The organism is Paenibacillus sp. PAMC 26794 (assembly GCF_000316035.1).
GTDB lineage: Bacteria > Bacillota > Bacilli > Paenibacillales > Paenibacillaceae > Paenibacillus.
Genome location: NZ_ANHX01000055.1, coordinates 1 through 15,940, shown reverse-complemented (window position 1 = coordinate 15,940; position 15,940 = coordinate 1). Strand labels below are relative to the sequence as shown.

Annotated in this window: 16 protein-coding genes; 10 read left to right on the top strand and 6 right to left on the bottom strand. The window is 44.5% G+C overall.

The annotated features are described in order from the left end of the window. Positions 1-76 precede the first annotated feature (76 nt). Positions 77-679 carry a hypothetical protein gene (locus D829_RS0119245; protein ID WP_017690556.1) on the bottom strand — a complete coding sequence of 201 codons (603 nt, stop codon included), beginning with the start codon at positions 677-679 and terminating at the stop codon, positions 77-79. A 293-nt stretch (positions 680-972) separates the two neighbouring features. On the opposite strand from D829_RS0119245, the gene D829_RS0119240 reads away from it, so the two are divergent. From D829_RS0119240 to D829_RS0119230, 3 genes are read left to right on the top strand one after another with little or no spacing between them, the layout of a single operon-like run. Beyond that, positions 973-1,449, top strand: a complete 477-nt coding sequence (locus D829_RS0119240; protein WP_017690555.1) for a GyrI-like domain-containing protein — start codon at positions 973-975, stop codon at positions 1,447-1,449. Between the two features lie 25 nt (positions 1,450-1,474). Beyond that, entirely contained in the window at positions 1,475-1,924 is a 450-nt protein-coding gene (locus D829_RS0119235) for an SMI1/KNR4 family protein (protein WP_017690554.1), read from the top strand. Further along, entirely contained in the window at positions 1,921-2,361 is a 441-nt protein-coding gene (locus D829_RS0119230) for a hypothetical protein (protein ID WP_017690553.1), read from the top strand. Before D829_RS0119235 ends, D829_RS0119230 begins: the two co-directional genes overlap by 4 nt. A gap of 113 nt (positions 2,362-2,474) precedes the next feature. Here D829_RS0119230 and D829_RS0119225 read toward each other — a convergent pair whose 3' ends face one another. Further along, complete coding sequence (locus tag D829_RS0119225; RefSeq protein ID WP_017690552.1) at positions 2,475-2,879, bottom strand: CBS domain-containing protein; 405 nt, start codon at positions 2,877-2,879, stop codon at positions 2,475-2,477. A 183-nt stretch (positions 2,880-3,062) separates the two neighbouring features. Here D829_RS0119225 and D829_RS0119220 point away from each other — a divergent pair, with 183 nt between their 5' ends. Then, positions 3,063-5,150, top strand: a complete 2,088-nt coding sequence (locus D829_RS0119220) for a penicillin-binding transpeptidase domain-containing protein (protein WP_017690551.1) — start codon at positions 3,063-3,065, stop codon at positions 5,148-5,150. 112 nt (positions 5,151-5,262) lie between these two features. Here D829_RS0119220 and D829_RS0119215 read toward each other — a convergent pair whose 3' ends face one another. Next, entirely contained in the window at positions 5,263-6,018 is a 756-nt protein-coding gene (locus tag D829_RS0119215; RefSeq protein WP_017690550.1) for a class I SAM-dependent methyltransferase, read from the bottom strand. Positions 6,019-6,297: 279 nt separating this feature from the next. On the opposite strand from D829_RS0119215, the gene D829_RS0119210 reads away from it, so the two are divergent. The 3 genes from D829_RS0119210 (at position 6,298) to D829_RS0119200 (ending at position 8,715) form a co-directional block, all read left to right on the top strand. Continuing rightward, a complete protein-coding gene (locus tag D829_RS0119210) occupies positions 6,298-6,714 on the top strand; it encodes a VOC family protein (protein WP_017690549.1) in 417 nt (138 codons plus the stop codon). A 147-nt stretch (positions 6,715-6,861) separates the two neighbouring features. Further along, entirely contained in the window at positions 6,862-7,461 is a 600-nt protein-coding gene (locus tag D829_RS0119205; protein ID WP_026081288.1) for a TetR/AcrR family transcriptional regulator, read from the top strand. Positions 7,462-7,494: 33 nt separating this feature from the next. Continuing rightward, positions 7,495-8,715, top strand: a complete 1,221-nt coding sequence (locus D829_RS0119200) for an MFS transporter (protein WP_017690547.1) — start codon at positions 7,495-7,497, stop codon at positions 8,713-8,715. Between the two features lie 99 nt (positions 8,716-8,814). Here the strand turns inward: D829_RS0119200 and D829_RS0119195 are convergent, their stop codons facing one another. The 3 genes from D829_RS0119195 to D829_RS0119185 form a co-directional block, all read right to left on the bottom strand. Beyond that, positions 8,815-10,224 (bottom strand): glycoside hydrolase family 1 protein, encoded by a 1,410-nt coding sequence (locus D829_RS0119195; RefSeq protein ID WP_017690546.1) that lies wholly within the window; start codon positions 10,222-10,224, stop codon positions 8,815-8,817. A gap of 42 nt (positions 10,225-10,266) precedes the next feature. Further along, positions 10,267-12,162 carry a beta-glucoside-specific PTS transporter subunit IIABC gene (locus tag D829_RS0119190; RefSeq protein ID WP_017690545.1) on the bottom strand — a complete coding sequence of 632 codons (1,896 nt, stop codon included), beginning with the start codon at positions 12,160-12,162 and terminating at the stop codon, positions 10,267-10,269. A 193-nt stretch (positions 12,163-12,355) separates the two neighbouring features. Then, entirely contained in the window at positions 12,356-13,216 is an 861-nt protein-coding gene (locus D829_RS0119185) for a PRD domain-containing protein (RefSeq protein ID WP_017690544.1), read from the bottom strand. A gap of 312 nt (positions 13,217-13,528) precedes the next feature. On the opposite strand from D829_RS0119185, the gene D829_RS33010 reads away from it, so the two are divergent. The 3 genes from D829_RS33010 to D829_RS0119170 all read left to right on the top strand — a co-directional run bounded on the left by D829_RS33010 (position 13,529) and on the right by D829_RS0119170 (position 15,550). Next, positions 13,529-13,696: a DUF3934 family protein gene (locus D829_RS33010; RefSeq protein WP_017690543.1), complete on the top strand. Its 168-nt coding sequence runs from the start codon at positions 13,529-13,531 to the stop codon at positions 13,694-13,696. 166 nt (positions 13,697-13,862) lie between these two features. Next, the gene (locus tag D829_RS0119175; protein WP_017690542.1) at positions 13,863-14,294 is read left to right on the top strand and encodes a MarR family transcriptional regulator; all 432 of its coding nucleotides are present in this window, start codon (positions 13,863-13,865) and stop codon (positions 14,292-14,294) included. Positions 14,295-14,374: 80 nt separating this feature from the next. Further along, positions 14,375-15,550, top strand: coding sequence for an ABC transporter permease (locus D829_RS0119170; RefSeq protein ID WP_017690541.1), 1,176 nt, complete (start codon positions 14,375-14,377; stop codon positions 15,548-15,550). Positions 15,551-15,940 lie beyond the last annotated feature (390 nt).

Here is a 15,940-nt window from a genome sequence, read left to right as displayed (position 1 = left end):
GAGAGTCTAAAAGAGAACACCAACTATCCCCGTAATTCGGGGCAGCTTGTGCTCTTCCTACATATGTATCTTATCTTTAGTCGAGACTCAGGTCGAAATCAGGCTCACACATATAATCTAAAGGGTACAGATCATCTCGGGCCGAGATTAATGCACGGAAATGAAGATCCCTGATATCGTGCTCTGCCACATTTCCATCGGAGCGATTGGAGACAAGTTCAGCTACCACAAATACGTCTTCTGCGAGGTTACATCTAAAAAGAACATTCTTCGGATGAATGACTTCCTCCAGGTAACTGTATGTCATCACGTGAAATGTTTGTCCACGCCAGTTTGTCTTGATCACTTTATAGGACTGCGTTCGCACCAGATCCAAATAGCGTTCCAGCTGGAACGTATGTTCAAATTGCGTAATATAACCTTTTTTATCTACATCAATCGTAAATTCGACATCATAGCTCACATGCATTTCATCTGTATAAGTTCCCTTCATGACCTTCATGGTATCAAAGTGTGATCCGAATTCAGGATCTTCTACATAGGGAATGGTAACGAGTTCAGGGTCAACATGATCAGTGATTTTACTGTTCATGGAAGGTGCGCTGTAATACTTCGATGGCTGAAGATCAATCGATCCAATCATGCTTCCTGGGAAACCGGGGCTGCAAGTTATTCGCATAGTCATCTCCTTCGTTGTTGGTCAGTAGTTAGACGAACGAGTAAGAATAAAGTTGCACCAGAATAAGGAAATGAACCCTGTAGCTTTTTCTCCCAACATCGAGCCGGAACGAGTGGTAAGTTAGTTTTCTTCTCATATGAACAGGAGTACTGGCACTATTTCCAATCTACGTACTCTTTTGATACAGTAACTGTAGGACATATCGGAGGTATATATCGTGTATGGAAAAATGTTTTCATGAATGGGTGATGGAGAACCATGCCCCATATCGTTCTCAGAGAGGAGTTCATCTAATGAATGTACATGATAAAGTGATCGAACAACAGTCTCTTACCTTTGTGGGCATCAAACGAACGTTCTCTTGTGTGGATGGTGAGAATTTAAGAGAAATTCCTAAGATGTGGCAGGATGCTTTGGCAGACGGAATTGAGGAACGTTTAAACGGGTTCAATAGCGGAGCCATTCCCGGTCTGGTGGGCATCTGTGTAGATCAGCGAGAGCTGAAGGACAATCAAATGGAGTATTGGATTGCTACCTCTTACTCAGGTGAAGTGCCTGAAGGTTTGGTGTCCATCGAACTTCCCGCGTCCCATTGGGTTGTATTTGAAGCGGATGAATTAAAGCCGGAGGCGATACAACGGTTGTGGCACCATATTATGACAGAGTGGTTTCCTTCCACTTCATATCAGCATGCAGGGATTCCGGAACTTGAAGTGTACAGAGGTCACGGCACACCTCCCCAGGTCTGGATACCTGTAAAATCTGTGTGAGCAAAATTGAATGAGGAGGTCTGCGATGTTATCCAATAAAGTGATTGATCATTGCCAGGAGCAAGGCTGGTGGCATGAAGATATTCCAGCAGCCTGCGAAGAAGCGTTGCGGAAGCTTGGAATTGATCTTCAATCGGATTTTGCACAATTTTATCTACATGCAGAGGATGGACCGACATTCTACAGCAGGCATCAGGAGTTGTATCAGATCTGCTGGTTTATGGAGAACACCGTATATATGGAAGACATGAATGTAGCACAGCTTACACTGGGACTTCCCGAGGCGTATATTCCACTGGACAGTTTTGAAGGTGAAGGTGGATTTTTCTACAATCGTCAGACGGGAGAAGTGGTGCTGGTGGAACTGAGCGAATCGATTGAACGGTTTCTTAATGGCGAGAGTGAGCCGCAGTGGGCTGATTTCAATGCTTTTCTGGAGTGGTATTTCGTCCTGGAGGAGGAGACGGTGCAATGAAAGATCTAACACCGGAACATGCCGAACTGGAGCGACAAATTGTTGAAACCGTAGAAGCCGGTAATGTGCTGGATGAGACGCAACAACATGAACAAGCACTTATCTATTATGATCAGGCATGGGGCATGTTGCCCGAGCCGAAGATGGAATGGGAGATTGCAAGCTGGATCGCATCCTGTCATGCGAATGCACATATCGATCTGAAGCAGTATGGACTGGCGAAGCCGTGGGCTGAGATATCGTTAAGTACGCGGAGTTCGGATAGAAGTACGAGTCCGTTGATCGATCTCGGCATGATCTGCATGAGACTTGAACAGCATGACGAGGCGTATTCGTATTTGCATCAGGCGTATGAGTTCGGCAGAGAGCGTGCATTTCAGGGAAGCCCCAGGGACGTGTTGAGTTATTACATTGAAGAGCGGGCCAAGCGAAAGTAGAGTGATTCCTACCATACCATGAAACGAAAAGGGTACCCCGGTTTGGCCAAACATGACCACAGGAGTACCCTTTCGAGTTGAATATTCGTTTATTACAGGATGTTCGACTTCATCTAATCCGAAATGTTACGCGTATAGTATTCAATAATATCCTTACGACGGATAATACCGAGGAAGACACGATCTACATCCACCACGGGCACAAAATTTTGGTCTGCTGCAAGTGTCAGCATATCCTCCATCTCAGCCTCAATGAATACACATTCATTATATACCCGATTGTTAATCTCATGGACCTGAACCTGATCCATATTATCAAAAGTTAATCCGGGTGTATTTCGCATTTTCCATAACAAATCGCCTTCGGACAGGGTAGCAACATATTTTCCATCCTGGTCAATCACGGGAATGGCGGTGTAGTGGTGCGATTCCAGTTGCTCAATAGCATCTTTCATGGAAGCGGTAGACTTGATATAGGCCACTTCGGCTTGGGGGAGTAAAAAATAGCTGATTTCCATCATCGGGCTCCTTTTCAGCCTTTTGCATTTTGTATAGCAAAAAAGCTTTAATATGTAATTCACTATTCTTATTTAAACATATTATGTGAGTCTTCGGCTATTTTTAATGATAAATTCGTCAGATTTGTTTCATTGTTTAATTGGCTCTGGAAATCTATAGTATATATTAGAGGTGATATAACCATGAAATCCAAACGTAAATTAATGTACGGACTGCTGCCCATCTTGTTTGCAGGTGGAATCGGAATGTATCTGTACATGCAGAATAATAAAGAAGCAGAAGTCAAACCCCAGACCACCGTGAATCAGTACATAGAGCATTTGCAAAAAAAAGAATTTGACCAGTTATACACTTTGATGACGTCTGCTTCGCTGCAAGAGTCGGGCATGAACAAGGAGCAATTTGTTGAGAAATACAATGCGATCTATTCGGGTATGGAAGTATCCACCGTCAAGGCGGAGGTTAAACCTGTGGATGTTGCCGAAACGGCTTCCGATGGCAGTAAGACCGATGCAGAGAAACAAAACCCGGATGCGTATGAGGTGGATTACAACCTGCAACTGACAACTTTTTTGGGAGAAGTCAGTGAGACGCATACATTGAAAATGGTCCGGCAGGAGCTTGAGGAAGGTGGGAAAAACTGGCAAATTAACTGGCAGCCTTCACTGATCCTGAATGACATGGTTAAGGGCAGTAAGGTACGAGTGAGGACACTGTTCCCGGATCGTGGAGACATTGTGGATCGTGATGGTTTGCCGCTCGCTACCAAGGGCAAGATGAATGAATGGGGCATTGTACCGGAGAAACTTGGTGATAACCCGGACCAGATGATTACCCGAATCGCGAGCCATTATCAGGTTTCGGAAGATGCCATTCATAAGGCGCTTGCGCAGACATGGGTGAAGCCGGAGTATTTTGTCCCGATTGCATCCACGGAGGAGTTTGACGTGCCAGAATCTTTAAGTGGGGTTACGATGCAAAGCAAGGAAATCCGTTATTATCCACTCGGCGAGGCGGCTGCGCACCTGATTGGTTACGTGCGCAAAGCCACCAAGGAAGATCTGGATAAGGATACGGAAGGGTATTATCGCGCAGAGGATTGGATCGGCAAAGCGGGTCTGGAGCAGTCCATGGAGAAACAATTGCGTGGTGAACGTGGCGGTCTGATTGAAATCACCGATGAGTCCGGTAATGCCCGTTCCGAGCTTATTCGCAAGGATGCTGTAGATGGACAGAATATTCAACTGACGATTAGCTCCAAACAGCAAAAGAAATTATATCAGACATTATCCAGCGGAGGAGACGCGGGTGCGATGGTTCTGATGAATCCGACGGACGGCAACTTGCTGGCGTTGGTCAGTGCGCCCTCCTATAACCCGAACAAAATGGTCACAGGACTTACTCAGGCAGAGTGGGATGCTTATTCGGCGAATGAGAAGCTTCCTTTTATCAACAGAGTTACTACCCGATATGCACCCGGATCGACCTTCAAAGCGATTACAGCCGCAGCGGGACTGATGGAGAAAGTGACCACAGCGGACAAAACCCATGATATCTCTGGCCTGCAATGGCGCAAAGATGATAGTTGGGGCGGTTATTATGTCAAGCGTGTGAAGAGTTTATCTCCAGTAAATATGGTCGATGCTCTGGTGTACTCGGACAATATTTACTTTGCGATGGAAGCGATCGAGATGGGCAGCGCCAAGTTTATTGATGGGATCCAGAAGTTTGGTTTTGGCGATAACTTTGGACTGGATGAACTGTATCTGAAGCCAAGCCAATATGCCAATGAAGCACATCTGGATCTGTCGTCTGAGGTGTTACTCGCGGATACGTCCTACGGGCAAGGGGAGATGTTAATGTCCCCGATTCATCTGGCATCGTCATTTACACCTTTTATTAATGAGGGGAAACTGGTGAAGCCTGTTCTGATCGAGGGAAAAGAAAGCACTGACCCTGAGGTGATCATTACTCCGGAAGCCGCAAATACGGTTAAGGATGCTTTGGGAGAAGTTGTTTCCCGGCAGGGAGGCACCGCCCACACCTTGAATTCAATCCCTGGAGGACTCGCGGGTAAGACGGGAACAGCTGAACTAAAAGCGAAGAAGGGCGATAAGGGACAAGAGAATGGATTTTTCGTGGTGTTTGATACGGACTCTCCGACCTTCCTGTTATCCGCTGTAATTGAAGAGGTGAACGGCAGAGGGGGAAGCCACTATGTCGTGGATAAATTAAAGCCTTTTTTGGAAAAGTTGGAGATTACGCAGTAACTCCTATTTAATATATAGCCTCGCGAACATAATGAAAAGACCCGGTCACCATGTTATAGTTCGAACATGAGACTGGGCCTTTTTTGTTTCATTTTATTCAATATGGAATCATTTATTTCCGAGCAGTAATCATGAAGCGTGCCGAGTTGGTACGAATGCCCTTCTCGTCGTGATTTTCTTTCACAAACTGCTGGAATCGCTCAAAGTCAGTGTCTACCTTCCCGAAATCAGGAATGATGGGTGCATGGGTTAGGAGAAACATCAAATCTTCGGGTGTAGCGTAATGCTCGACCACATTATATTCACGGGCCTGAATGTCATGGAAACCTGCTATGTGCAGTTCATGCTTGTATCGTTCCATCAATGTGCCAGGTTGAATGCCAAGGCTCTGTCCACGGCCAAAAGCTTCTGAAAGGTTGGATTTATCATGTTCGCTGACCTGCTGGGTTAGAAATATCCCATCCTCAGCAAGAACCCTAAATACTTCTGAAGCAGAGAATCCGGAGTGTCTGGAGGATACCACATGAAAGAAGTGATCTGGAAAAGCCAGTTTTTCTGCGTCCATATGAAGAAAGCGTACATTGGAATGACCGCCCGTAGCCTGCAGATTATGCTGTGCGGTCTCAATCATTCCTTGAGCGAGATCAATTCCCACCAATAACAAGGCTTCTTTGGCAATGGACAGAATAGCTTCTCCACCACCTGTTCCAATATCCAGCAACAGATCGGACGATCGCGTATGGCGAACAACTTCCTCATAGAAGTTCCATCCGATTTTCTCCGAGACAACGTTCATGGAGCTGAAGTTCCATCCATTCGTCCGGCCTACTCGCTCATAAAAGTCAGCGTAATCTATTTTGTTTTTCATTTTCATATTCCTCCAAAGTGAGTTTGTTTGAACAGGACAAGAGAGTTGTGCCAAATTGTTCTAGTGTAAATGGTCGAATAGGATCAAATGGACAGACGTGTCCCTTGATAGCTGGTACGCGTTTTGACCCAGCCCGACGACTACTTACTTCGAACAATACGGAGCAACATCCGTGTCACCTCACAAGTTGGAATATCACTAATTATATTCAATTGACAGCGTATACGCGAGGTGTTATTTTGAGGTGGAATGTATTCTATGAGTTCGAGGTGATCGAGGGTGGCTATTCGTGCTAAGCAGATTTTTGTCAATTTACCTGTTCAAGATTTGAAGAAATCCGTTGAGTTTTTTACCAAGGTGGGATTTGAGTTTGACGCCAATTTTACGGACGAGTCTGCTACTTGTATGATCATCGGGGAAAATATTTACGCCATGCTTCTGGTGGAGGAACGTTTCCAATCCTTCATTTCGAAAAAAATCTCCAATGCTGCCGATACAACCGAAGTCATCGTTGCCCTGTCTGTAGATAGCCGTGAGCAGGTAGATGCGATTGTACAAGCTGCCCTTGATGCAGGAGCGAAGCCATCCAACGAACCGCAGGATCACGGATTCATGTACGGATGGAGTTTTCAGGATCTGGATGATCATCTGTGGGAAGTCTCCTATATGGATCTAAGTGCTTTTCCTTCGGAGTAATAAACTGAAAATAACTAGAGCCTTCCTAGATTAATAGGAGGGCTCTTTTTTGTCAGTCGTACCTTTTTCATTGCTTATATTGGGTGCATCTGTTAAAATACAGAACGAATGTTCAGTATGCATGGAACGGAGTGAAATGGAATGAATATGAATAAAAAACAACTACAGACTGAGCAGACCAAGAAAAAACTTGCGGATGCTTCCAAAGCCCTTTTTGTACAAAAAGGTTATAAAGCAACGTCCATTGAGGATATTGTAGCTGCGACGGGCAGCAGCAAAGGCAATATATATTACCATTTTAAAAGTAAGGAAGGTCTGTTCCTCTATCTAATCGATGAGTGGGATCGGGAGTGGGAAGCGAGTTGGGCGGCCAAAGAACATCTCTACCGCACCTCCACGGAGAAGATTTATGGTTTGGCGGAACAATTAGTTCTGGATGACATGAATCATCCGCTGACGAAGGCGGCTGATGAGTTCTTCACAGGGGAAAAGAAAGAAAATGATATTGAAGAGCGGATCTCCTTGATGTTTGAGCGGCATCTTCAATTCAACAAACAAATGATACAACAAGGCATTGAGAGCGGCGAGTTCAAAGCAGACAATGTAGATAATCTCGCGCTCATATTGGAAAGTACCATTATTGGTCTTAGTCAGATGTCACGGGGGATGGAGCCTGATCAGGCTCTTGCGTTATACCGCCAGGCTGTCTGTGTATTCTTGCACGGGATTGCAAAAGATAATAATTAAGGCAACATTTTGACAACTACGGAGGATGGAATCATGGCATTACTAACACGGAACAGGGGCGCATTGCTGCTGTTAATGTTTAATATTTTTCTCGTTTTTACAGGTATTGGTCTGGTTGTGCCGATCATGCCAGCGTATATGGATCTTCTGCATATCACCGGATTCACGGTGGGTTTGCTGGTAGCGGCATTTTCCTTCACTCAGTTTCTGTTCTCCCCGCTTGCGGGTCGATGGTCGGATACGTGGGGACGTAAGAAAATTATCGTTGGCGGCATGCTGATCTTTGCCGTATCGGAGTTTATGTTTGGTGCGGTCAATGCACCAGTCTTACTCTTCGCAGCCCGGATGTTAGGCGGTATTGGTGCGGCGATGATTTTCCCGGCGGTTATGGCTTACACCGCAGATATTACAACAGAGGAAGAACGCGGCAAAGGTATGGGATTGATTAATGCAGCGATTACAACCGGATTTATCATCGGTCCGGGTATTGGTGGATACATCGCGGACTTTGGCATTCGAATTCCGTTCTACGCCGCTGGGGTTGCCGGTTTGCTGGCATCCATCATTACATTGATTATTTTGCCGGAATCCACGCGAAGCACAGGAGAGCAAAGTAAACCTGTGGCTGGTGCAGAGAAGGTCAAAGCTCCGGGTATGGTATCCCAATTGCTGCGTTCGTATCGTGAACCCTACTTTTTCAGCTTGATTATCGTGTTTGTTATGGCATTTGGTCTGGCGAACTATGAGACGGTATTTTCACTATTTGTGGATCACAAGTTTGGTTTCACGACCAAAGACATTGCATTCATAATTACATTTGGTTCCATCGCGGGTGCGGTTGTGCAAGTATCCCTGATCGGTTGGCTGCTCAATCGGTTCGGTGAAAAAATGGTCATTTCGGTCTGTCTATTGTTTGTAGCTGTATTTGTACTGTTGACCTTGTTTGTGCATACGTACTGGCTCATTCTTGTCGTAACGTTTATCGTCTTTCTGGGTATGGATATTTTGCGTCCGGCGATCAGTACACAGATGTCCAAACTGGCACAAGAACAGCAGGGCTTTGTGGCTGGACTGAACTCGGCGTATACAAGCTTGGGGAATATCGCAGGTCCGATTGTAGCGGGAGCACTATTCGATGTGAATATTAATTATCCTTACGTTTCGGCATCTGCCGTTCTGGCGATTTGTTTCCTGTTATCCCTACGGGTACTCAGAGGGGGCAAAGCGGTAAAGCAACCGAAGGCTGAAATGTAATTTTATAATTGGAAAAGAAAGCTTCCACATCAATGAATCAACCCAAAAAAGTCGACTGCACATGAAACTTGTGCAGTCGACTTTTTTAATATTACAGTATTAACGGACTTCTCCATTCGTTTCAATCAGTTTTTGATACCAGTGGAAACTCTGTTTGCGGATACGTCTCAATTCCTTGATATCGAATTCCTCACGATCCACATAGATGAATCCATAACGTTTGCTTGACCCCTGATGTGTGCTAACCAGATCGATCGCAGACCAAGGGCAGAAGCCAAATACATCCACGCCGTCCGTAATCGCCAGTTGAATCTGTTCGATATGTTTATTGAAGAATTCAATACGATATGGATCGTTAACCACGTCGCCTTCCTCCAGTTTATCAAATGCACCCAGACCGTTTTCCGTAACGATCAATGGCAGATGATAACGGGAGTAGATCTGGCGAAGGGTAGAGCGGAAGCCCACCGGATCAATTTCCCAGCCAAACTCCGTTTTTTGCAGATTGGGATTCACAGATCCTCTGTATGCCCCTGGCTCTCCTACGATTTCATGTTGGTCTCCTGTATGGGAGAAGTCATTGCCATCGTTCCGACTTTCACCAACCGTTTGGGAAGTGTAGTAGTTAAACGCAATAAAGTCAGGGTTTCCTTGCGCCAGGATGTCCATATCTCCGTCTTCAATGACAGGCGTATATCCTTTCTCTTCGAGATAACTCCAGGCAATATGATTATAACGTCCATATACCGCCATATCGAGATAGAGCCAGTTACGGATGGCAGCATAGTTATCAGCCGCGAGAGTATCTTCTGGTTTGGAGCTCGCTGGGTAGATTACACCGATGTTGGGCGCTGGACCAATTTTGGCTTTAGGCAGCATTTCATGACACAGTACCATGGCTTTAGCTTGAGCAACCAGCATGTGGTGATTTTGCTGATACAGTGTTTTTTGCGGATCAACAAGTGTTGTATCCAGTGTACCCAGAGAGCCGGGATGCAGGATCAGCATATTTTGTTCGTTGATGGTCAGCCAATATTTAACCCGATCTCCGTAGTTCTCATAAAGGGTCTTGGCATATTGTTCAAAAGCATCAATTGTTGCACGGTTGGACCAGCCGCCTTTTTCTTCAAGCGCATAAGGAAGATCGAAGTGATACATGGTCACGATGGGCTCAATACCGTATTTCATTAACTCATTAATGAGAGAATCGTAAAACGCGAGACCCTTCGGATTCACTTCACCCGCTCCTTGCGGATAGATGCGTGTCCATGCGATGGAGAAACGGTAGGCTTTGAAGCCCATTTCAGCCAGCAACGCCACATCTTCTTTGTACATATGATAATGATCACTGGTTACCTTGAAGTCGGTTACGCCTTCCACATGATTCCCCATGTCGATGACAGAAGGGCCTTTACCATCTTCATTCCAGGCTCCCTCAATCTGATAGGCAGAGGTTGAACCTCCCCAGAAGAAATCTTTAGGAAATGGTTTCAGTTGAGTATGTTTCATGGTTAGTTCCTCCTAAATTGAATTCGTATAATATAAGTTGGGTCAGACAACGAGAGTCAGTAGGACATCATTTTTCTGTACCTGTTCCTGAGTCGTTTCGAACACATCTACTTCCTGCTGCGTTAGGGTAACAATGACAGGGGTTACGGTCTCGTATCCGGCTTCCTTGATCTTATCGATGTCAAACTGGATCAACAGATCGCCCTGTCTGACGATATCACCTTCCTGAACAACTGGAGAGAAGTGTTTTCCCTTCAGCGCTACTGTATTGATGCCAATATGAATCAGAATTTCCGTTCCTGCGTTGGTTGTTAATCCAATGGCATGTCCAGTCGGGAAGAGGGAAGTGACAACGCCGTCTACCGGAGCGACAACTTCACCAATCTCAGGGACAATCGCCAAACCTTTGCCCATAGCACCAGTCGAAAAGGCGGGGTCGTTAATGGTACTCAGTGCTACGGCTTTACCTGTAAGTGGGCTATATATTTGTTCTTTCTTGATCTCCGTTGTTTTGGTCTCTGTTACGACAGGAAGTTCTGCTGGTGTACTTTCAGCCGATGTGGAGACAGATTCGTTTTTCTCGGAATCTGTATCTTTGGTTTTGCTTTCGTAACCAAACATCACCGTTAATACCGCGGCTACCGCAAAGGAGCAGGCAATCGCAATCACGTAGACAACCGTTGGTGTATAGACGGGAATGGCAAATATATTGTGGAACACATAAGCAGTCATTTTAACACCAAAGTGACCATTGATGGCACCGCCGATCGCACCTGCGATAACCACGATAGGAATCACACGTTTATAACGCAGGATCAGGCCGTATACGATTGGTTCAGTTACTCCTGCAAGTAAACCTGTAAGACTGGTCGAGCCAGCAAGAGTGCGCAGGGTTTTGTTCTTTTTGGCTTTCAGGAAAATACCGAAGGCTACACCGATTTGTGCAAACACGGCTGCAGCAGCCATAGCTTCAATTGGATCGCCGCCAACCCCGATATTCTGAATCGTGATTGGTGTGAAGCCCCAGTGGAGTCCGAACACAACCATGAAGGTCATGAATCCACCGAGTACAACCCCTGATAATATACCGCTGACGCCAATGAGCCAAGTTACGCCGGAGGAGATCCAATCACCTACCGTGGTACCGAACGGTCCGAAGGCCATTGCGGATAGAGGAACCATAATCATCAAAGCAATCATCGGTACAAGGAACAATTGCAGGTCTTTCAAAATAATTTTCTTGAGTAACTTATCAAGCACAGCGTAGATACTGATCGATATGAAGATTGGGAATACGCTGGCTGAATAATTCATCATGACAACCGGTATGCCCAGGAAAGATACATCCGAGCCTTTATCCATCAGTCCAGTGAAGCTCGGTTCCATCAGAGCGGCACCAATTACGCCAGCTACATAAGGATTGGCTTTCAGCTTCATACCCAGTGTGATCCCAAGGAAGATGGGCAAGAAATAAAATACAGCGTTGCCGGCAGCGGATAAAATCAAGTGTGTGTCACTTGTATCCGACATCCATCCGAGCATGGTCAGGACAGTCAGCAAAGCTTTTAACATACCTGATCCTGCCATAGCCGGGATTAACGGCGAGAAACTTCCGGATATAATTTCAAAAACTTTGGATAATAGCGAGGTTTTTTTCCCAGTGGACTCAGTCGATGAGGAGGAATCTCCTCCGAAATCCCGGTTCTTCATAATCTCCGCATATACATGAGCCACGTTACTACCGATGACAACCTGGAACTGGCCGCCACTTTCGACAACGGTAATAATGCCGTCATGTTTTTCCAGCGTTTCGCGTTCGGCTTTTTTGGAATCCTTCAGGTCGAATCTCAGCCGGGTCGCACAGTGGACAAGACCATTAATATTGGCTTCTCCGCCGACGAGGCGAACGATGTCATCCCCCATTTTTTTATGATCCATGTTCATTCTCCTTTGTGGTTATTGTGGTTAGGATTGCCTAAAAACAAAAAAAATACCTAAACGAATGGCTATGATCATCGTAAAGATGATCTGTTGCCAGTCATTTAGGTATCGCCTGCTTGAGCAGTAACAATCCTTGTCGTTAAGTTGTGAGACCTACTATATATGACGCCGAAATCGTTTGCAAGCTTTTTTATTCCGCGTCCAGCAACTTGTTACGGGAAGTGACACGTTGAATATGGATCGTCAAATACACCTTTTCATCAATGGACATGGCACTTTCAAACCTTTCTTCAAGGTACTGATTGATCCGTTGTGTGCATTCAAATGCCTTGCTATATTTGTCCTTCACCTGCTCATACAGAAAGTTATCTCCTGAAGCAAATTGCTCCTGTTCATTACTCAACATTCTCTGCACAAAATATTGCAGGTGGGTAATAAACCGGGAATAATTAAACGAATTTTCATCCAGGGCGATGTGGTAATGGTTGGTCACAATGTTGAAGATATCATCAATAACTTCAGTAATTTCAAAGGTTTGTTTCATGCCTTGAGCATCTTGACGAGCGTTTACAAAATGCATTGCAATAAAGCTGGCCTCATGTTCATCCATTTGGATGCCGAATTGTTCCTGGATCAGCTCCACAGCGTTCATGCCAATCCCAAATTCCTTCTTGTAAAACTTTTTGATCTGCCACAAAAGGGAATTCTTCAGACCGACGGATTTACGGTACCGGGTAATGGCAAACTGAATATGATCGATCAATGATATATAGATATTATCACTAAAAATATCGCCCATTTCCTTTTTGGCATGGCCCACAATTTCGTCCGCTAACTTCAAGTATTCGACAGACGTTTCCCCAATCAGATCAATGAGTTTTTGCGGTATTTTATCCGATTTCAGCACAAAGGTTTTTTCGATTTTATCCTCATCCACAGGCTGTCCATTTTTCTTTTTGAAGCCAAGACCGTTGCCAATGACAACAAATTCGTGACCAACCTGGTTCTCAGCCCGGATGACATTGTTGTTAAAAATCTGACGGATGATCATATATGTGTTTCACCTCAATTGGTCGTAATAATAACAAAAAACCCAAACTAAGGCTTAATAGACAGCCTTGGTTTGGGTATCGCCTGCTTAGCAGTAACAATCCCGAAGAAGACGCAACTTCCTCTTTCAATTATGTCCACTATACCGCTTTCATAACAGAATAACAATACAATGATTTATGGAAATGGACGTAAAGACATGGATTTTTGGTATAATAAGAAATGCTGGAAGTGAATTAGATGGGCTGGGTTGCATAATAAGTTACCGAGGACGGTCATTTTTAAGCATATACAGGATTATTGGAGTGATAACATGAGCAATGCAAAAGGAAAAGGCGGCACCGGCCGTGGTACGGGTAAAAAAGGCTGGAACCGTTGGCAAGCCGCTGCTAATCGGGCGAAAAGTACCCCGAAGCCTTATAAAAGTAAAGGTACGAAGAAGAAGGACGATACCGAAACTTCAAGTGGCAAGCCCGAGTAAATGTGGTTTGACGATGCCAGAGGAGAGAGCTGCCTGACTAACGGGTGGGTCTCTTTTTGCTTGAAAAAGATAAAAAATTAAATTGACAGTATTGTAGATCTGGTAATAATATAGATCTTACGCAAATTAGATGGTAGTGCTACTATATGGAGAAAGGAGCATCAGCATGCCTGTTAATATGGATGAAAATCCACTTGGACTGATTCTGTCACGGACGTATCTGGCATACAAAAAAACAACAACCAGAAATCTGAGTGAACAGGATATTACTCCGGAACAATTTGCCGTTCTGAATGAATTGAGTAAGGCTGGAAGCCATATATCACAGAAAAAACTGGCTGAATTAACAGTGCGGGACCAGACAACGGTAGGCAAAATTATAGACAAGTTGATTCGCAAAGGTCTGGTGACAAGAGAAGAAGATCCACAGGATCGCAGAGCGGTTTTGCTTTGTTTGACGACGGAAGGACTGGAAATGAATAATGTTCTGACACCAAAGGCAAAACAGCAAGAGCAAGAGGCACTCGCCGAATGTTCCCCTGAAGAGCTTGAAGCATTCATGAATGTGATGAATCGCATCTATGAAAAGATGAAATAAATTTTTTTGGCCAAATATGTGCATGTGCATATATATGTAGTGCAATTATTTTAATTTTAACTAATGGGAGTCGTGAACGAATGAAAAGCTTCAAAGATTTTCTTAAAGTGCCACAGACAAAAATAGGGTTGGTTTTTGCATTGATTGTTCCGTTGTTATTTGTTGTGATCTGGATGACGGGTTATCATCAAGCCACGGAGAGAGTGGATCAACTTCAAGTTGCTCTTGTGAACGAAGACGGGACACAGGGAACAGAGGTGCAGAAGCAGATTGAAACGCTCGCGCCTTTCCATGTCAATGTACTGGGATCTGCCGAGGAAGCTGAGCAACAGATGAATGCAGGTAACTATGCGATGGTCGTTATTATTCCGGAAGGATTCACTGATCAGATTGCAGGAGGTACAGGGGCGAGCTTGTCCTTTTATATCAATCAGGGAAATGCCGATGTGGCCAAATCGATTGTGGAACATGCTGCGACCGGAATGACTGCACAAATGGGACAAGGGGTTCTGGAATCCAAGGTTCAAGTGACACTCAATAACGATAGTATAAACAGCGATGAACTGAGTGCAGCTATTGGACAAGCGATGGCGAAGATGAATGAAGGGCCTGTGAAGGCTGAAATTAATAAAACGAACAGCGTGAGTGATTTTGCAACATCAATGCTGCCCATGATTCTTGGTTTTATCACCTATATTGCTTCGATGACTATGAATATTCAGTTCAATATTACGTCGAATATCATGAAGCGTACCCATTCCAAATGGGAAATCTTCTGGGGACGGCAAATGTTGTTATTGTGTATAGCTGTGATTGTTCCCCTAATTGTGGATACAGTAGCTCTTCAGTTCACGGATGTTGCAAGCTCCTTCGGCGCTATGTATCTGTATCATGTGCTGGTGAGTCTGGCTTGTATCTGTTTTACACAAATGAGTTTTGCCCTGTTTGGTAATGCAGGTCCTCTATTTAATGTAGCGATGGTTCCGCTCCAGTTGATGACAGCAGGAAATATCATTCCAGCCGAGATGCTGGCACCATTCTACCGTTATATCGGAAACTTTCTGCCCGCTTCCAATGGGGTACAGGGTTTTATGCGTTTGATCTATAGTGGAGAAGCAGTGGGGGGATTCATGGTTCATCTTCTGTTGATCTCGATTATTACGTGGGGGATTACGGTGCTACGAGTTGGCATGCAAAAAGCAGGTAATGGACAAATGACGATGACGCCTCCAGCATCAGCACAGGCACAACATTAAGAGTTTCCTTCTATATATAATGTAATATCACACAAGAAAGTGGTTCACGTATAGTTATATGCGTGCATCACTTTTTTTGTGTATCTTCTATAATACTTCTACTTATACTCGTGGTAACCTACAGTGCCCCCAGTAATCTTGCATGACTTTGATAAAAGGACAACCTAAATTGAGCATATTAATGAAGTTAAAATATATGAGAGGAGATATAGCCTAATAAGTTTATAAGCAATTAGAAATGTATTACGATGTATGAATGGAAAGAATGTCATTTAAGCTATAATAAACTTTACACTGGGATAGAGGAGAGCAACACAGTAAAGGTAGTGGATTTGTAGTAAATGAATTTTATTAAATTAAGTATTGTAATTAATATCTATACGTGATATA

Bases quoted from the DNA above. Each gene is read 5' to 3' on its own strand.
- D829_RS0119215 (WP_017690550.1), bottom strand. From the start codon at position 6,018: ATGAAAAACAAAATAGATTACGCTGACTTTTATGAGCGAGTAGGCCGG.
- D829_RS0119170 (WP_017690541.1), top strand. From the start codon at position 14,375: ATGAAAAGCTTCAAAGATTTTCTTAAAGTGCCACAGACAAAAATAGGG.
- D829_RS0119220 (WP_017690551.1), top strand. From the start codon at position 3,063: ATGAAATCCAAACGTAAATTAATGTACGGACTGCTGCCCATCTTGTTT.
- D829_RS0119245 (WP_017690556.1), bottom strand. From the start codon at position 679: ATGCGAATAACTTGCAGCCCCGGTTTCCCAGGAAGCATGATTGGATCG.
- D829_RS0119205 (WP_026081288.1), top strand. From the start codon at position 6,862: ATGAATAAAAAACAACTACAGACTGAGCAGACCAAGAAAAAACTTGCG.
- D829_RS0119190 (WP_017690545.1), bottom strand. From the start codon at position 12,162: ATGGATCATAAAAAAATGGGGGATGACATCGTTCGCCTCGTCGGCGGA.
- D829_RS0119235 (WP_017690554.1), top strand. From the start codon at position 1,475: ATGTTATCCAATAAAGTGATTGATCATTGCCAGGAGCAAGGCTGGTGG.
- D829_RS0119195 (WP_017690546.1), bottom strand. From the start codon at position 10,224: ATGAAACATACTCAACTGAAACCATTTCCTAAAGATTTCTTCTGGGGA.
- D829_RS0119200 (WP_017690547.1), top strand. From the start codon at position 7,495: ATGGCATTACTAACACGGAACAGGGGCGCATTGCTGCTGTTAATGTTT.
- D829_RS0119185 (WP_017690544.1), bottom strand. From the start codon at position 13,216: ATGATCATCCGTCAGATTTTTAACAACAATGTCATCCGGGCTGAGAAC.
- D829_RS0119175 (WP_017690542.1), top strand. From the start codon at position 13,863: ATGCCTGTTAATATGGATGAAAATCCACTTGGACTGATTCTGTCACGG.
- D829_RS33010 (WP_017690543.1), top strand. From the start codon at position 13,529: ATGAGCAATGCAAAAGGAAAAGGCGGCACCGGCCGTGGTACGGGTAAA.
- D829_RS0119240 (WP_017690555.1), top strand. From the start codon at position 973: ATGAATGTACATGATAAAGTGATCGAACAACAGTCTCTTACCTTTGTG.
- D829_RS0119230 (WP_017690553.1), top strand. From the start codon at position 1,921: ATGAAAGATCTAACACCGGAACATGCCGAACTGGAGCGACAAATTGTT.
- D829_RS0119225 (WP_017690552.1), bottom strand. From the start codon at position 2,879: ATGGAAATCAGCTATTTTTTACTCCCCCAAGCCGAAGTGGCCTATATC.